Source organism: Thermosynechococcus sp. M3746_W2019_013 (genome assembly GCF_015296045.1).
In the GTDB taxonomy this organism is placed as follows: Bacteria; Cyanobacteriota; Cyanobacteriia; order Thermosynechococcales; family Thermosynechococcaceae; genus Thermosynechococcus.
The window spans coordinates 1-17,370 of the sequence record NZ_DVDW01000050.1 but is presented as its reverse complement, the minus strand read 5'-3'; the positions used below and the strand labels follow the sequence as shown (position 1 = coordinate 17,370).

Annotated in this window: 10 protein-coding genes; 6 read left to right on the top strand and 4 right to left on the bottom strand. The window is 54.2% G+C overall.

Going from position 1 to position 17,370, the window contains the following annotated elements:
* Positions 1-370: 370 nt before the first annotated feature.
* Complete coding sequence (pipX, locus tag IGQ16_RS09245) at positions 371-652, bottom strand: transcriptional coactivator PipX (RefSeq protein ID WP_024124658.1); 282 nt, start codon at positions 650-652, stop codon at positions 371-373.
* Positions 653-850: 198 nt separating this feature from the next.
* Here pipX and IGQ16_RS09240 point away from each other — a divergent pair, with 198 nt between their 5' ends.
* The 4 genes from IGQ16_RS09240 (at position 851) to IGQ16_RS09225 (ending at position 8,837) form a co-directional block, all read left to right on the top strand.
* Positions 851-1,960, top strand: coding sequence for a S49 family peptidase (locus IGQ16_RS09240; RefSeq protein WP_297041159.1), 1,110 nt, complete (start codon positions 851-853; stop codon positions 1,958-1,960).
* Positions 1,960-2,673, top strand: coding sequence for a tRNA (guanosine(37)-N1)-methyltransferase TrmD (gene trmD / locus IGQ16_RS09235; RefSeq protein ID WP_024124657.1), 714 nt, complete (start codon positions 1,960-1,962; stop codon positions 2,671-2,673). The genes IGQ16_RS09240 and trmD overlap by 1 nt, the downstream gene beginning before the upstream one ends.
* An 89-nt stretch (positions 2,674-2,762) precedes the next feature.
* The gene (locus IGQ16_RS09230; protein ID WP_297061173.1) at positions 2,763-5,813 is read left to right on the top strand and encodes an EAL domain-containing protein; all 3,051 of its coding nucleotides are present in this window, start codon (positions 2,763-2,765) and stop codon (positions 5,811-5,813) included.
* A 27-nt stretch (positions 5,814-5,840) separates the two neighbouring features.
* Positions 5,841-8,837 carry a DEAD/DEAH box helicase gene (locus tag IGQ16_RS09225; protein WP_024124655.1) on the top strand — a complete coding sequence of 999 codons (2,997 nt, stop codon included), beginning with the start codon at positions 5,841-5,843 and terminating at the stop codon, positions 8,835-8,837.
* Here IGQ16_RS09225 and IGQ16_RS09220 read toward each other — a convergent pair.
* On the bottom strand, positions 8,834-9,616 hold the full coding sequence (locus IGQ16_RS09220) for a YaaW family protein (protein ID WP_024124654.1): 783 nt from the start codon (positions 9,614-9,616) through the stop codon (positions 8,834-8,836). The genes IGQ16_RS09225 and IGQ16_RS09220 overlap by 4 nt on opposite strands.
* A 184-nt stretch (positions 9,617-9,800) precedes the next feature.
* Between IGQ16_RS09220 and ccsB the strand changes: the two genes are divergently transcribed.
* Together ccsB and tilS are read left to right on the top strand one after the other, a co-directional pair.
* Complete coding sequence (gene ccsB, locus IGQ16_RS09215; protein WP_024124653.1) at positions 9,801-10,760, top strand: c-type cytochrome biogenesis protein CcsB; 960 nt, start codon at positions 9,801-9,803, stop codon at positions 10,758-10,760.
* A gap of 10 nt (positions 10,761-10,770) precedes the next feature.
* Positions 10,771-11,805 (top strand): tRNA lysidine(34) synthetase TilS, encoded by a 1,035-nt coding sequence (gene tilS / locus IGQ16_RS09210; protein WP_297040958.1) that lies wholly within the window; start codon positions 10,771-10,773, stop codon positions 11,803-11,805.
* Here tilS and IGQ16_RS09205 read toward each other — a convergent pair.
* Both IGQ16_RS09205 and IGQ16_RS09200 read right to left on the bottom strand, forming a co-directional pair.
* Positions 11,726-14,155, bottom strand: coding sequence for a DNA topoisomerase (ATP-hydrolyzing) subunit A (locus IGQ16_RS09205; protein ID WP_024124651.1), 2,430 nt, complete (start codon positions 14,153-14,155; stop codon positions 11,726-11,728). The two genes, tilS and IGQ16_RS09205, sit on opposite strands and share 80 nt — an antisense overlap.
* Before the next feature lie 63 nt (positions 14,156-14,218).
* Positions 14,219-17,353, bottom strand: coding sequence for an efflux RND transporter permease subunit (locus IGQ16_RS09200; RefSeq protein WP_024124650.1), 3,135 nt, complete (start codon positions 17,351-17,353; stop codon positions 14,219-14,221).
* Between the last annotated feature and the right edge of the window lie 17 nt (positions 17,354-17,370).

Here is a 17,370-nt window from a genome sequence, read left to right as displayed (position 1 = left end):
CTTATACTACAAACTTATACTATAAATTAACTATAAAGTCAAAAATTGAGTAGAACAAGCCCTCAAAAGAGCTGTTAGATTTGAGCATCAATAGCGGCAATCTTTGTTTGCAGTTGATTATAGACAGCCGGTAGGTCAGTGGGCAATGTTCCCGCAGGTCTGGGAACTGCCGGATTTCCTGAAGATGGAACCTAAGAGCTTCTGCCCGTTGAATATCCCGGCAAATTCCAATAGCCGGCGGCAATGCGCCGCCAACAGAGCAAACTGCCAATGGGCTCATGGGAGTACCATGGTGGTACAGCCTCTGAGGATGGATACCGCAGCGCTGCGCAGCTACCTTGATGCATCATCCCTCACCAATCCCAGAACGCTAGAGGAAAGCTTGATGATGAATAGCTGCCAGGGCCTGGTACTCGGTCATTTTGCCAAGGCGACGGAGGGATCGCAACCGCTGTTCAATGAGCATTCGCGCATCCGTGCGACTAATGGATTGAAACTCCACACCCTCCGGCCGCTGAGTCACAACGAAAAAGAGCCGCTGGGCATACAAGGTTGTAAAAAGTTGCCGATGCTCATCCAGAGGGCATACCCCATAGAGCAAGCCAAAGGTGGGATGATTGAGATACTGCTCAGCAGTAATCGGGGGCTTCATTAGAAAAGAGAACCTACCTCGCAAAAGGATGATGAAAGGCCAACACGGCAAGGGTAAGTCGTGAGGAGGAAAAACAAAAGAAGACCGCCTACTGTGGCTAGAATAAGTTAGTTCAAGTTAATTCAGTAATTAAAACACTGAAGAGGCTGAGCTGAAAAGCTGTTCAGATTATACCCAAACCCTTCCCTCTGTTTATCCATGGCGCGTTCACTTCCCCCCTTTTGGCCTAGTGTGTTTCACCGCTGCGGTGTGATCTTTTTTGGCACGCTGACCTTTTTTTTCACCCTGGGGGTGGTGGGCTTCAGTGCCACGGTTTTCTTTGCCCTCCTCGGCATCTTGTTGGCGCCCGCCAGTGAAACCAGTCCCTACGAACATATCAGCGGCAAGGAGAGCAGTCGCGATCGCATTCTTAGAATTGACATTACTGGTCCAATTCTAGGCAGCCCCCAAAACGAAGAGGATAGCTTCTTTGCCCCCCTTGTGGGTGTCACCTACGGCTATGAAGTGCAGCGGCAGTTGGCAGAAGCTGCTAAGGATAAAACTATTAAGGCCGTCTTTGTCAATATCAGCACTCCCGGTGGCACAATCTTTGGCTCACAGGCGATCGCCGAGGGCATTAGGAGCTACCGCAAAGCAACCCAAAAACCCGTCTATGCCTTTATTGAGGGTATTGCTGCTTCCGGAGGGGTTTGGGCAATGGTGACAGCCGATAAGATCTATGCTGATCACGGCAGCATGGTTGGCAGTATTGGCATTCTCGGTCCCAGTGTTTTCTACTACGATCGCCCCACCAGCCTCGATAACGGCCTACTGATGGGAGGCGTCACCGCCAATAGCATCGAAGAACGGACCCTGAGCGCTGGCCGTAGCAAAGATATTGGCAATCCCTTCCGTCGCCTCACCCCCCAAGAAATTCAGGTCCTCCAAGCTGGCCTTGAGCAGGAATACACTAAGTTTATTCATCATGTGGCCCAGGCACGGGGCATTGATCCCAGCGTCATTCGCAACGAAATGGGAGCGATGATTTTCAGTAACGATCAGGCGCAGCGCTACCGTCTCATCGATGGTACCCGCAGCCGCTTAGAGACCCTAAATGCCCTCGCCAGGGCTGCCAATCTCAAGGAGGGAGAATATGCCATTGTCCGTTTTCAGCGCGATCGCTCCCCTTTGATCAATCAACTCTTTGGCGTTCAGTCACCTCCCCGGGCACTAGAAACCCAACGGGCGTGGAAACAAGAGCAACTTTGCGCCCTTAGTCAACTGCGTGCCCTTGCCTACTATGGTTCCCTCTCTTGCGATCGTCAGTAATGCGCTTTGACATTATTACTCTTTTTCCTGAATTCTTTGCTTCACCCCTCAGCAGCGGCCTAATAGCCAAAGCTTTGGCGCGGGGCATTGCGGAGGTCATCCTAACCAATCCACGGCACTTTAGCACCGACAAGCACCAGCGCGTAGATGATGAGCCCTATGGCGGTGGTGTAGGGATGGTCATGAAACCGGAACCCCTCTTTGCTGCCATAGAATCCTTGCCCTGTTTGCCGCGGCGCGAAGTCATCTATGTTACCCCCCAAGGGCAGCCCCTCACCCAACAGCACCTCTGGCACTGGTCACGGGAACGGGATCAGCTCGTCATCCTTTGCGGTCACTATGAGGGCGTGGATGAGCGGGTCATTGAGCACTTAGTCACCCAGGAAATCTCCATTGGCGATTTTGTCTTGACCTGTGGTGAAATCCCGGCCCTTGTCATTCTCAATGGCGTCCTGCGATTGTTGCCGGGCACCATTGGTAAGGCAGCCTCACTCCACGAAGAGAGCTTTGAAGATGACTTACTGGATTATCCTCACTACACCCGACCCGCAGAATTTCGGGGCTGGACAGTACCGCCAGTCTTACTTTCCGGTCACCATGGAAAAATTGCTGCATGGCGGCGGGCACAGCAAATTGAGCGCACACGAGAGCGCCGCCCTGATCTTTATGCTCGATGGTTAGCTCGAACCCAGGGGCAAATCAAAGGCAATTGAAAACCGTTAAACCTAGGCCACAAAGAAAAAAACTGTGCTAGTCTCAAGACAAATTCTCCTGGCTTAGCGCCTTTGCAATCTGCTTTTCCATGGCCAGTTCCTCACCACGGTTGATTACCGCTCTCAAAGAGCAGTTACTGCAGGAGCAAGCGGCGAACCGTATTATGCAAGCGATTCGCAACTCCCTTGATCTCGACGTGATCTTTGAGACGGCTGTGCGGGAAGTTGGCGTGGGGCTAGGGGTTGATGCGGTTGTGGTGCAGTATTTACCGGAGCAGGGAGTCTGGCGGCATATTGCTGAGTATCACCATGATCCCAACTTTCCTCGTCACGATGGTTTTGAAATTCCGGATCCCAACAACCCTTTTGCCGCAGATCTAAAAGCAGGGAACATCGTCATTGTTGACGATACCCGTGAAATTAGCGATCCCATTAACCAAGAAATTGCAATTACTTTTCCGGGAGCCTGGTTACTGATTCCCTTAATGGTGGCAGGTCGCCTCTGGGGAAGCCTGAGCCTATCTACCTACCCTCAACCCCATGGGTGGTCAAGGGCAGAAATTGAACGAGCCTGTGGGGTTGCCACCCAATTGGAGGTAGCCATTTACCAAGCCACCCTCTACCGGCAAGTACAACAGGAACTGGCTGAGCGACGGCAGGTTGAGGCTGCTCTGCGCGCCAGTGAGGAACGGTTTCGCTTGGCGACGCTTCACTTGCCTGGCGCCATTTTCCGCTATGAGCAATATCCCGATGGCCGCAACTGTGCCCTTTACCTCAACCCAATGTGCGAACGTCTTTGGGGTGTACCGGCAGAGGCAGCTGCCGCCGATGGTGAATGTTTGTGGCAGCTTGTGCATCCCGAGGATCGAGAAGCCACATGGCAATCTGTACTGCGTTCGGCTGAAACCTTGACCCCTTGGTTTTGTCAATGGCGCATCATTCATCCTGCCACAGGAGAAGTCCGCTGGCTGGAGGGGGCGGGTCAACCCACACGGGAGGCCGATGGCGCTGTTGTCTGGTACACGGTGGTTTTGGATGTCACGGAGCGGCTGGTGGCGGAGACTCGTCTTAAGGAACAACAGGCGCAGTTAGAGTTGGCGGCACGGGTCTCTAATATTGGTTTCTATTTTTGTGATTTACGTACAGGGGCCTTCTGTGTTTCCTCCAGCTACCGAAGGCAATTGGGGTATTCTGGCACCGCCAAAGAAGCAAGTCTTGAGGATTGGGAAGAGCGACTCCACCCAGAGGATCGCGATCGCGTTACTGTTGCCTACCGTCAGTTCCTACGCGGCGCGGCAGAGTACAATATTGATTTTCGGCTCCGCCATTGCAATGGCACCTACCGCTGGTTCCACAGTGAAGCAGTATTGATTCACGATGAGCAGGGTCAGCCCTGTAAAGTGGTAGGTACCAACATTGATATTACAGAACGCAAAGCCATTGAACTAGCACTGCAGGAAAGCGAGGCACGCTATCGGTTCCTAGCGGAAAATACCAGCGATATTCTTGGGCTCTACGATCCGCAGTGGCAATGTCTCTATGTGAGTCCCTCTTGTCAAACCCTCTTGGGCATTCCTCCTGAAAAGCTGCTTGGCCAGCATTTTAGCCAGCTTTGTTCTTCTGATTGGGAGCGATCGCGAGTCAACCAGGAACTGGAGCAGATGATTCAGCAGCAAAGGTTCTGGCCCATAACCTATGAGGTTTGTACTGCCCAAGGGGATCCCCTGTGGCTGGAGACGTTAGTTAAACCCTGCTACAACAGTCAAGGTCAATTGCACCAACTGCAGACGACCTCCCGCGATGTCACTGCTCGAGTAAAAGTGCAGCTTCAACTGCATCGGCAAGCCTATCACGATTCTTTGACAGGACTGCCGAACCGGCTTTACTTCATGGAGCAATTGGAAGCAGCAATTACCGAGGCGCAAACAAGTCCTGAGTTTTACTATGCGGTGCTATTTTTCGATCTGGATCGCTTTAAGGTGATTAATGACAGCCTGGGCCATGGGGTGGGGGACCAACTTCTAATGACTTTCGCCAGTTGGCTGCGGTGCCTCGTTGAGAATCGGTACACGGTAGCTCGTTTGGGCGGAGATGAGTTTGCGATTCTGCTCACCGAGGTGCCCCACATCCAGAGGGCGATCGCCCTGTGCGAACAAATTATCCATCGCCTTCAGGAGCCCCTGAGGGTGGAGGAGCGGCAAATTTTCCTCAGTACGAGTATCGGCGTTGTCTTTTGCCAAAACGAGTATGAAACCGGTATAGCCGTCCTAAGGGATGCCGATATTGCTATGTATGCGGCTAAAAGGCAGTTAACAAAGCGCTATGCTGTCTTTAATGCCCAGATGCACAAACAGGTTCTAGAGCGGCTCCACTTTGAACATGATCTGCGCCACGCTCTAAACGGTGGGGAATTGCAAGTCTTTTACCAGCCGATCTTTCATTTGAAGAGTCAGCGATTGGTCGGCATGGAGGCCTTGGTGCGCTGGCAACACCCTGAGCGGGGTCTTGTCTCACCGGCACACTTTATCCCCATTGCCGAGGAGACAGGGTTGATCGTGGCGCTGGATCAGTGGGTCCTAGAGCAGACCTGTCGGCAGCTCTGGACTTGGCAACAGCAGTATGGCATCCCAGCTGATTTAAGGCTCGGCGTCAATGTTTCTGCCAAGACGCTCCAGGATGCCACTTTCCTGAAGTATCTGGATACCCTTCAGCGGCGGTACCCCCTGCCCAGACAGCATTTGCTGCTAGAACTCACCGAAAGGATTAGCATTGAACTGGGAAGTGAAATGCTGAATTTGCTGGAATTGCTCAGGAATCGCAATATTGAAATTGGCATTGATGACTTTGGCACAGGCTATTCCTGCCTCAGCTATCTCCAGAGCCTGCCGATTCAACACCTCAAGGTAGATCGTTCCTTTGTCAGCCAACTGGAGGAAAATGAACGCAACTTGCAAATTACCCGCATGATTCTACTCCTGAGCCAGCAGTTGGGCTACCGGGCTGTTGCTGAGGGCATTGAAACACCAAGGCAACTGCAAATACTTCAGGGACTGGGATGTGACTACGGTCAAGGCTATCTCTTTGGCCCTCCCCTGCCCGCCGAAGAGTTCGAATCGCTCCTGAAAGCTCATTCTCATTAATTAAAATTAATTAATTAAAATATTGGCATGGCTATTTTACATGGCACCTGGCTCCTAGGGCCAGCGCCACAGTTTTTCATTTGGGCGGAAGAATGGCGATCGCTCACCCAGGTAATCACCCCTTGGGAGCCGCCTGCTATCCCGGTTTATCCCTACGCCACCCAGAGCAAAATACCTATTGGGGAGACAGCCTGCCCAAGTTCCACTTCCATTGCGTTACCGGCACAGATTCAGGGGCATCAATTGCTCCCGCCACCGCTTGCCGCCCTCAAGGGGGAACCCCTGTTTTTATGGCAGGTGCCCGGTTGGGCAATTCCCGCCACGGCTGTTTTGGCACAACTGCATCAACTGAGCCTTCACGATCCAAACGGTGGGTCCATCGGGGAGGATCTGCGCTATTGGCTGCACGTTAGTCGCTGGCTGCTGGATTTAATTGTGCGCGGCCAGTACCTGCCGACACCAGAGGGCTGGCGGATTCTGCTGACCCACGGGGGCGATCGCGATCGCTTCCGTGAATTTAGCCGGCAGATGCCCGATTTGTGTCGCTGTTATCAAGCCAATGGCGAGGCGCTGCAGTTTCCCCCCCATGCTTCAGACCTACTGGCGGATTTTCTGCAGCACACCCTACAGGGTTATCTGCACACTGCCCTTGCTGACCTCGAATTGCCCAAAGTGGGCTTGGCCAAAGAGCATAGCCACTGGCTAGCCTTCCTGAAAACGGGTCAAACCACGGAACTGCCACCTCCCCTCATTGAACGCCTGCACCGCTGGCAAGAACCCTACCGCGAGCAGTTGGATCTGCGTCCCCAATGGCGACTGGCTCTGCAACTGGTACCTCCAGAGACCGCCGATGGTGACTGGCACTTGGCCTTTGGGCTGCAAACTGAAGGGGAAACGGACACGATGCTAACGGCAGCTGCGATTTGGCAATGCACCCAAGAGGCCCTCCTCTATCAAGGGCAGGTGCTCTGGCAGCCCCAAGAGACCCTGCTGCGGGGACTGGGCTTGGCCTCCCGCATTTATCGTCCCCTCGATCGCAGTCTTCAAGAACGCTCCCCCCTGGGTCTGACGCTGCACACCACCGAAGTGTATGCCTTCTTGCAAAGTGCAATTGCGCCCCTTGAGCAGCAGGGGGTTGCGATCATTTTGCCACCGAGTTTGCGCCGCAATAGCGCCCAACATCGCTTGGGTCTGAAAATAATTGCCACATTGCCGCCGGCCACTAGCGGCTTGAGTATTGACAGCTTGATGCAGTTTCAGTGGCAGTTGCAGTTGGGGCAGCATCCCCTCTCGGAAGCAGATTTTGATCAACTGCGCCGCCAAGGGACTCCCCTGGTTTATCTCAATGGTGAATGGGTGCTGCTGCGCCCCCAAGAGGTCAAGGCTGCTCAAGAGTTTCTCCAGTCTCCCCAAAAGACCCAACTCTCCCTTGCAGAGACACTGCGCATTGCTACGGGGGATACGGTGACGGTGGCCAAGTTGCCGATTCTTGGCTTAGACACCAATGATGCGCTGCAGACACTCTTGGATGGCCTCACGGGCAAACAAAGCTTGGATCCAGTGCCAACACCGCAGGAGTTTTGTGGTGAACTGCGCCCCTACCAGGCACGGGGGGTGGCGTGGCTGAGTTTCTTGGAACGCTGGCGGCTGGGGGCTTGCTTGGCAGACGATATGGGGTTGGGGAAAACGATTCAACTGTTGGCCTTTTTGCTCCACCTCAAGGAAAAGGGACGTGCCTACCGACCGACACTGTTGATCTGTCCTACGTCGGTGCTGGGGAACTGGCTGCGGGAGTGCCAAAAGTTTGCCCCAACCTTGCGGGCCTATGTCCACCACGGGAGCGATCGCCCCAAGGGCAAGGCCTTCCTCAAAAGGGTGGAAACCCATGACTTGATTCTGACCAGCTATGCCCTCCTGCAGCGCGATCGCGCCACCTTGCAACCGGTTCTGTGGCAGCACTTGGTCCTGGATGAAGCCCAAAACATCAAGAATGCCAACACCCAACAGTCCCAAGCGGCGCGGGAACTGTCCGCCCAGTTTCGCATTGCCCTGACGGGAACCCCCCTAGAAAACCGCCTGCTCGAACTTTGGTCAATTATGGACTTCCTCCATCCGGGGTACTTGGGCAATCGCACCTACTTTCAACACCGCTATGTCCGTCCCATTGAACGCTATGGCGACACCAGCTCCCTCAACGCCCTGCGCACCTATGTCCAACCCTTCATTCTGCGGCGCCTGAAAACCGACCACAGCATTATTCAAGACCTGCCCGAAAAACAGGAGATGCTGGTCTATTGCGGCCTCACCCTAGAGCAGATGCAGCTTTACACTGCGGTGGTGGAAGACTCCCTTGCTGCCATCGAAAATAGTGAAGGCATCCAGCGGCGGGGCAATATCTTGGCCACCCTGACCAAGCTGAAGCAAATCTGCAACCATCCTGCCCAGTATCTCAAGCAAGAAGACTATGCCCCCGCTCGCTCAGGTAAATTGCAACGCCTAATAGAAATGCTGCAAGAGCTTCAGGAAGTGGGCGATCGCGCCCTTGTCTTTACCCAATTTGCGGAGTTTGGCACCCACCTGAAAACCTACCTGGAAAAGGTGCTCCAGCAGGAGGTGTTTTTCCTCTCAGGACGCACCCCCAAAGCCCAGCGGGAACTCATGGTGGAACGCTTTCAGCACGATCCCGAAGCCCCCAGGGTCTTTATCCTTTCCCTCAAGGCAGGGGGCGTGGGTCTCAATCTGACTCGCGCTAACCATGTCTTTCACTACGATCGCTGGTGGAACCCAGCGGTAGAAAATCAGGCCAGCGATCGCGTCTTCCGCATTGGTCAAGCCCGCAATGTCCAAATCCATAAATTTGTCTGCACGGGTACCCTTGAGGAAAAGATCCACGAGCAAATCGAACAGAAAAAAGCCCTTGCGGAAATGATTGTGGGTAGCGGCGAACACTGGCTGACCGAACTCAACCTTGACCAGCTGCGGCAACTGCTCACCTTGGACAAAGAGCGGCTGATCACCCTCTAGGCCATCGCCCACTGGGCGGCCTGTTCACCCCGCAAAAGACGAATTTGGGCGATCGCAAAAATGGTGGGAATAATGCGGGCATAGTTAGTGGAAATGGCTTGCCAACCCAAATCGGCAATAAACCATACCCACAGGGCAGTACTGGCAAAGGCCAAGAGACTGCGCCCCACTGCCAATCGAGCGGCTCCCATGGCTGCCCCCCGTGACACCAAGGGGATCATTGAGAGCTTGGAGCCAGCAAAATGAATTGCAAACTGCCGTGCCACCTGCTGCACCACCATGGAGCGCACAACAGAACTGATGGCGATCGCGGCACTGCCCTCTAGGATTAAGCGCACCATTTCCATGGAAATGGGGTGGCCATGGCGCAATTCGGGCAAGCTCTCTTGAATTTGGGCGGCCAAAACCCGCCGATCCTGATCCCCCAGCTTTTTCCACATCCGCTGCAACACATTCAAGAAGATCTCCATTTCCAGTTCAGGCACCGTCCAACTGGGGGAAAACTTAATTTTTAAGTAGCGACAGACCCGCATCAAAGTTTGCCGATAGCTGATTTGCTGGGCTTTGCCCTTGAGCACCGTCAAACCATCGGCTGCCAAAAAGCGAAACCGCTCTTCAATGTCATCTAACCAGGCTTGACGATCTTGGGCTTGTACCGCAATGGGATCCGGCGTGGTTAGATAGTCCAAGGGGTTGAGCCGACGACGAAACAGAATTTCTGTTAGGTCTTGCAACTCCTCCTCTGTCGCCAATTCCAGCGCAGCCCGTAGCTCATTCATGGGGTTCTTGCTCCAGCAGCAGCACAATAGAACAGGATGATTCTTCACCCCTGATTATAGGGATTCAGGCTAAATTGTGGTACAGCCCTTGTTACTAAGAATGGAACCCACTCCCCTATCCCAGAAAAGCGCGGTTCGGACAGTACAATACAGAAAGAGTAGCAGGCTGGCAATACAAAAACCTATGGATTTATTGACCCTAGAAGGTTGGCTCGATAATACCGCCTTTGCGGTACTTTTTATCACCATGTTGCTCTACTGGTGCGGGGCAGCATTTCCCCAGTGGCCACTGCTGACCGCTGCCGGTCGCACGGGGATAGCGATCGCTAACCTCTGTATTACTGGCCTGCTGGCGGCGCGCTGGATTGAGGGGGGCTACTTTCCCATCAGTAATCTCTATGAATCCCTCTTTTTCCTGTGTTGGGGGCTGACGGCCATGCACTTTGTCGCCGAGTCCATCAGTGGCCAGCCCCTTGTGGGAGTTGTCACTGCACCCGTTGCAATGGGAATTACAGCCTTTGCTGCCCTCTCTCTGCCCCCTGAGATGCAACAGTCAGCCCCTTTGGTGCCAGCTCTCAAGTCCAACTGGTTAATGATGCACGTCAGTGTGATGATGCTCAGCTATGCCACCTTGATGGTGGGCTCCCTGTTGGCGATCGCCTTTCTTATCGTCACCTGGGGCCAGCCCATCAACCTCAGGGGGAGTTCTGTGGGAACAGGCAGCTTCCGCAGTCGCCCGCCAGACCCTGCCCTAGAATCCTCGACGGGGGGCGGTGGCACAACGGTACTCACCCCACCAGCTCTGCAATTGAGTTTACAACGCCTGACTTTAGCCGAAACCCTCGATAACCTGAGCTACCGCATGATTGGTCTGGGGTTTCCCCTGTTGACGATTGGCATTATCTCCGGTGCCGTATGGGCCAACGAGGCTTGGGGCGCACCTTGGAGTTGGGATCCAAAAGAAACTTGGGCACTGATTGTTTGGTTGGTGTATGCTGCCTATCTCCATGCCCGCATTACCCGCGATTGGCAAGGACGTAAACCGGCGATTCTCGCCACGGTTGGCTTTGGAGTGGTCTGGGTCTGCTACCTAGGGGTGAATCTGCTGGGGAAGGGCCTACACTCCTACGGCTGGTTCTTCTAGGGGGTTGCCCGTGTGGGGCATTCACCACGCCCGCCTGCACACCACCTTAAAAATCCAGCAATGGCTTCCTTTGGGGTCACGCATTCTCATTGCTCTATCGGGGGGGCAAGACTCCGTTTGTTTAACGCGCCTGTTGCTGGATCTACAACCCCACTGGCAGTGGTTTTTGGCGGCGGTCCATTGTGATCACCGCTGGCGTGCAGATAGCACCGCCAATGCAAATTTTGTCCGACAGCTAGCGCAGAAATGGCATCTACCCTGTGAGGTGGTGAGTGCCCCTGATTTGCCGAAAACTGAGGCAGCAGCCCGTTCATGGCGCTACCAAGTCTTTGAGAGCATGGCCAAGGCGTTGGATTGCACCCATGTGGTGACAGCCCATACCCAGAGCGATCGCGCTGAAAGTCTATTGCTGCATCTGTTGCGGGGCACTAGCCCCGATGGCCTCGCCACCCTCTTGCCCAGCCGTTCCTTGGGCGCTATTCAGTTGGTGCGCCCGCTCCTGGGCATGACCCGCGCTGAAACCGCTGCTTTTTGCCAAGCCTACGGATTGCCCATCTGGCAGGATGAAACCAACCACAATGTGGCGTATCGCCGCAATCGGCTGCGTTTGGAGTTAATCCCCTATTTACAACAGCACTTCAATCCGAATCTGGAAGAGGTGCTTGGCCAAACCGCTGAGCTGCTCGCTAGCGATCGCGCCTATTTCGAGGCTGAGGTGGAGCGTCTTGCCCCCACAGTGATCCGCGAGCATCCTCCGGCCTTAGATCGGTTGCGCCTGCGGGAATTGCCCCTTGCCCTGCAACGCCGCTTAATCCAGCGCTTTCTGCGGCAGCACCTGAAACGGGGTCTCAACTTCAGGGTGATTGAAGCAGTCCGAGCTCTGATCACTGCCGGCAATGGTAGCCAAACCGCAAGCCTGCCAGGGGGCAAGCACCTGCGAGTCTGTGGCCGCTGGATTGAATTAGTTAGGCCAATGCCACCACCGCCTGCACCTGTTCCCCCGGGTCAAGGGGGGCGATCGCCACCCCCATCGCCTCTTTATTAAGGAGGGGGATCTCTTCCCCATTGGTGATCCAGGCCCGTTCTTGGGTCGTCACCAGTGCGAGGGAGCTACGGCCAGGGCCAATGCCCGCCAAGCGATCCGATTTTTGCTGCAAGGGCATCGCCAATTGACCTAAATGACCGAGGGGCACCACTTCAATCAGGGGCAAGGGCACTTGTTTACCAAGACCGGAAGCGGTAACGAGGATAACATTTTCTCGTTCCGAAAGGGCGATCGCCCCCACCAAGATCTCCTGCACACTAAGGCGCACCGCCGCTTGACCTTGATTGAGCCGTCCCAAAGCTGGAATGTCGGGGATGAAAAAGTGAAAAACCCGCCCCCGCGAGGTGGCCAACACCAAATGATCCCTGTCCGCAGGCAATACCCAACCAAGGGCATCCCCCGCCTTCAGTTTGGTGAGTTGGAGACCGCGCCCCCTCAGGTCTTGCAGGTCTGAGATGGGAATCACCTTGATGCGACCTTGGCGCGTCAGCAGAATGAGCTTTTCCGCTGTGGCTTGACTGGGAATGACGGTAAGGAGGCTTTCCCCTTGAGCTGACTCCGCTAGGAGGGTAAGGAGGGGTTGGCCGCGATCGCCCTCACGACGGCTGGTGACGGGTAGTCGCTCCACAGGCAGCGGATAGACCTTGCCACTCTCCGTAAACACCCACAGGCGATCGCTGGCCTGTACCGAGAAGCCCAAGGGCAATGGCTCTGACCACGGTAGCCACGTTTGCAACGGCAGACCACTGCGACGACGCTGCTGGGGCAGACAGCGACCATAGCCGCGACAGCTGATTTCTATCCAGAGGGAATCCCCCCCACAATCAGCGACTTCCTCAGGGGGAGGAGTTTCCCTCAGAATTTGGGTACGGCGAGGGTCGCCAAATTCTTTTTTCAACTGCCGCAATTCTTTCTTCAGTGCCTTGAGGCGCTCAGGCCGCTGGTGAATCAGGGTCTGTAATTGGGCAATCCGCGCTTGCAGCTCCGCCTGTTCCCGTTCCAGTTCTTGGCGTTCCTGTTGGGTGAGGCGGCGGAGGGGCATGGCAATCAGGGCATTAGCTTGGCGATCGCTCAAACCCAAGCGGGTCATCAATTCCCGCTGGGCTGCACTGCCATCCGCCGCCGATCGCACAATCTCAATCACCTGCTCCACGGCATTGAGGCCGATTAAGAGTCCCGTCACCACCTGTTGGCGGGCTTGAGCTGTTGCCAGATCATGGTGATATTGCCGCAGCAGCGTCTTTTCGCGGAACTGCAAAAACTCCCTGAGGATCTCCTTGAGGGAGAGCTGGCGGGGTTGATTGCCCACCAGTGCCATCAAGTTGATGCCATAGGTCACTTGCAACGCTGTTAGGTGATAGAGCTGCTCCAAGAGTTGCGCCGCTGGGGCATCCCGCTTTAGTTCAATCACCACCCGCAGCCCCTCGCGATCACTCTCATCCCGCAGATCGGCAATGCCCTCAAGGCGACCTTGATTCACCAAATCGGCCACCTTTTCAATCCATGCCGCCTTATTCACCTGATAGGGCAACTCCGTCACCACAATCCCTTGGCGGCGGTGGCGGCCGCGTCCGGGCGCAATATCCTCAAGGGTAGCCACTCCCCGCAGTGTAATTGTTCCTCGACCCGTCCTGTAGGCGTGTAGCAATCCTGCCCCATCCACAATCACACCCCCCGTGGGAAAGTCTGGTCCCGGCAGATGGGTGAGGAGCTCCTCTAGGGAGAGATGGGGTCGGTCAATGAGAGCAATTAGTGCATCCACCACTTCCCCCAGATTGTGGGGTGGAATGTTTGTAGCCATGCCCACCGCAATTCCCGTTGAGCCATTCAGCAGCAAAATCGGCAGTTGCGCCGGCAACACCAATGGTTCTTCTTGGGAACTGTCAAAGTTGGGAGCAAAATCCACAATGGCATCGCTGATATTCTCCAGTAGCGTGCGGTGGGCGATCGCTGCCAAGCGCGTTTCCGTATAGCGCATTGCCGCCGGTGGATCATCATCAATGGAGCCAAAATTGCCATGCCCCGCCAACAGCGGATAGCGACTACTAAAGGGCTGCACCAAGCGCACCAGTGCCTCATAGACCGCTTGATCCCCGTGGGGGTGATATTTCCCGAGCACATCCCCCACGACCCGTGCACACTTGCGAAAGGGGCGATCGGGCGTCAGCCCCAACTCGTACATCGCATAGAGAATCCGCCGATGTACTGGTTTTAGCCCATCCCGTACATCTGGTAGCGCCCGCCCCACAATCACACTCATGGCGTACTCCAGATAGGAGCGCTGCATTTCACTGTGCAGTGGTGTAGGAATCACCTGTCCAGAGGTCAGCAAATCCAGTTGCTTGGGCATGATCACAAACGAGCCAAAGGATCATTCCCCACGATACAAGAGTTTTGCAAATAGTAAAGTAAGCTAAGACCCCCTTGGCGTTGCTTCCTCGGGCTTCTCCTTGGTCAGCCGTGCCACCACTTCCTTAATGAGGATGTAAATGATCGGCACCACAAAGAAACTGAGGAATGTGGCCGCAATCATGCCACCCGTGACACTGGTTCCCAAGGAGTGACGGGATTTTGCGCCAGACCCCGTGGCAATTACCAGTGGGAAGATGCCCAAAATGAAGGAGATTGCCGTCATCAAAATAGGGCGCAGCCGTTCTTCGGCAGCATGAATCACCGACTTGACAATGGTAGTGCCCTTGCTTTCACGAATTTGGTTGGCAAACTCCACAATCAGGATCGCATTCTTACTGGCGAGGCCAATCAGCATCACCAAGCCAATTTGGCAAAACACATCATTATTCAGCCCCCGCAACCACTGTGCCAGCAACGCGCCCATGATCGCCAAAGGCACCGAAAGGATGATGATCAAGGGGTCAATATAGCTTTCGTACTGCGCTGAGAGCACGAGGAACACAAACACCAAACCAAGGCCAAAAATCAACGGTGCTTGGCCTGCGGAGCGGACGGACTCTAGGGATAACCCTGTCCAGCTATAGCCGATGCCATTGGGGAGAACCTCCTCAGCCAAGGATGCCATGGTCATTATCGCTTGACGATCACTAAGGGGCGGCACAGTTTGGCCGGTCACCTCTGCCGAACGGAACAGGTTATGGTGATAAATAATGGGCGGTGCCGAGACCTCTTCAATTTTTACGAGATTACTGAGGGGAATGAGGGCATTTTGCTCTGAACGCACATAGATGCGGTTGATGTCATCGGGATTCGAGCGAAACTGCTTGTCCGCCTGCACAATTACTTGGTAGCTGCGGGCAAAGATTGTGAATTGGTTAACGTATAACGACCCCAAGTAAATCTGCATAGCATTAAAAATGTCCTTGAGGGAAACCCCCAAGGCAAGGGCGCGGGTGCGATCAACCGTCACATTTAACTGGGGGGCATTAATGGCAAAGGGGGTATTAACAGCAACAAAACCGGGAGTGTTATTTGCTTTTAGGATCAGCTCGTTCACCGAACTTGCAAGGGTTTCAAGACCTAGGCCCTGCTGATCCATCACCTGCATATCAAAGCCGCCAAGGCCACTCCCACCAAGGTTAATGGTCGGCACATTGGACGAAAACACCACTGCTCCGAGTTCACCCGCTACCACCTTCTGAAACTGGGGTAGCAACTGATCAAGGGTTGGCCGCCGTGACCAAGGCTTGAGACTCGTAAAGATAATTCCTTTATCTGAACCTGTACCGAAGAAGCTAAAGCCGCCAATGGCAAAGGTATGTTCGACCGCTGGATTTTGGGCGATCGCGTCCGCTGTTTTGAAGACAATATTACTCGTGTACTCTAGGGAGACCCCTTGGGGTGATTGTACAAGGGTGACAAAATAGCCCTGATCCTCTTGGGGGACAAAGCCACCGGGAACGATCTGAAACAGCCAGTAGGTCATCCCCAGCAGGGCGACAAAGCCCGCCAGCACCCAGTATTTTAGTCGCACAATCACATTGAGGCTTCGGGCATAGCCTCGCCGCGTTCTTGCAATCAAGCGGTTGATCCAGCGAAACAAGATAAAGTTCGCCATCGAGGGACGTTCCCGCCGCAGGAGCAGAGCGCACAAAGGGGGAGAAAGGGTTAAAGCATTAAAAGTAGAAAGGGCAATTGCAAAGACAATCGTCAAAGCAAACTGCTGATACAGCCGCCCAGTAACCCCCGGAAAAAAGGCCACAGGAATGAAGACTGCCATCATCACCAATGAGGTGGCAATCAACGCTCCGGTGACTTCCGCCATTGAGCGACTGGCCGCTTCTTGGGGAGTCATGCCCTCGTCTTCTATGAGCCGGGTGACATTTTCCACGACCACAATCGCATCATCCACCACCAGCCCCGTCGCCAGCACCAGACCAAACATGGTCAGACTGTTAATCGAGAACCCAAAAGCCTTCATAAACGCAAAAGTGCCGATCAACGAGACGGGGATCGTCACCGACGGAATAATTGTGGCACGCCAATCTTGAAGAAATAAAAAGATCACCGCAATCACAAGAATGATGGCCACAATCAGTGTAATGACCACCTCTTTGATCGACTCCTGCACCGCATCGGTGGTGCTAAATCCCACACTCCATTTCAGTCCGGGGGGAAATTTCTCGGCTAAAATAGCCATCTCCGCCTCCACAGCACGGGCAATGTCGAGGGCATTGGCGCTACTGAGTTGATAGATACCAATCCCAACCGCGTTACGGCCATCAAACTGAAAGTTGGTGTTGTAGTTTTGTGCTCCTAGCTCAGTCCGACCGACATCGCGAATGCGAACCACGGAGCCATCTTCACCGCGCTGAATAATAATGTCGGCAAACTCTTCTTCTGAGGCTAAGCGACTTTGGGCTTGAATGGAAATTTGAAACTCCTGTCCCTCTGGTGCTGGGGGGGCACCAATAATCCCGGCCCCTACTTGGACGTTCTGATCGGAGAGAGCGCGCACCACATCCTGAGCCGTGAGACCGCGACTGGCTAAGCGATTGGGATCAAGCCAAATCCGCATGGCATAGGTGCGTTGACCAAAGACCTGAACCTTCCCTACGCCCTTCAGACGTTGCAGAGGTTGTACCACATAGAGGGTCGCGTAGTTGCTGATGAAGGTGGCGTCGTAGTCGTAGCCCTCCTCTGGGTACAGGGCTAAGGCCAAAACAATCTGATTCGTGGATTTGCTAACATTGACCCCAGTGTTAATGACCTCTGGTGGCAGTTGCGAGGTAACAGAGGCAACTAAGTTATTCACATCCACCGCCGCAATGTTTTCGTCATAGCCCTCAGTGAAGGTAATCGTGATATTGCTGTTGCCAAAGCTGTTACTGGTGGAGTCAATGTAATCCATCCCTTCCACGCCATTAATTTGCGTTTCTAGGATTGTGGTGACATTCGTTTCGACGGTTTCGGCATTAGCACCGGCATAGTTGGCAGATACCTGAATTGTCGGTGGTCTGACGTTAGGGTAGTACTCAATGGCTAGCGTTGGCAGCGCGATCGCCCCCACCAGAATAATTAGTAGAGAACAAACTGTTGCAAAGACGGGGCGTTTAATAAAAAAATTGCTAATCATGCTCTTTTAAGACTCAG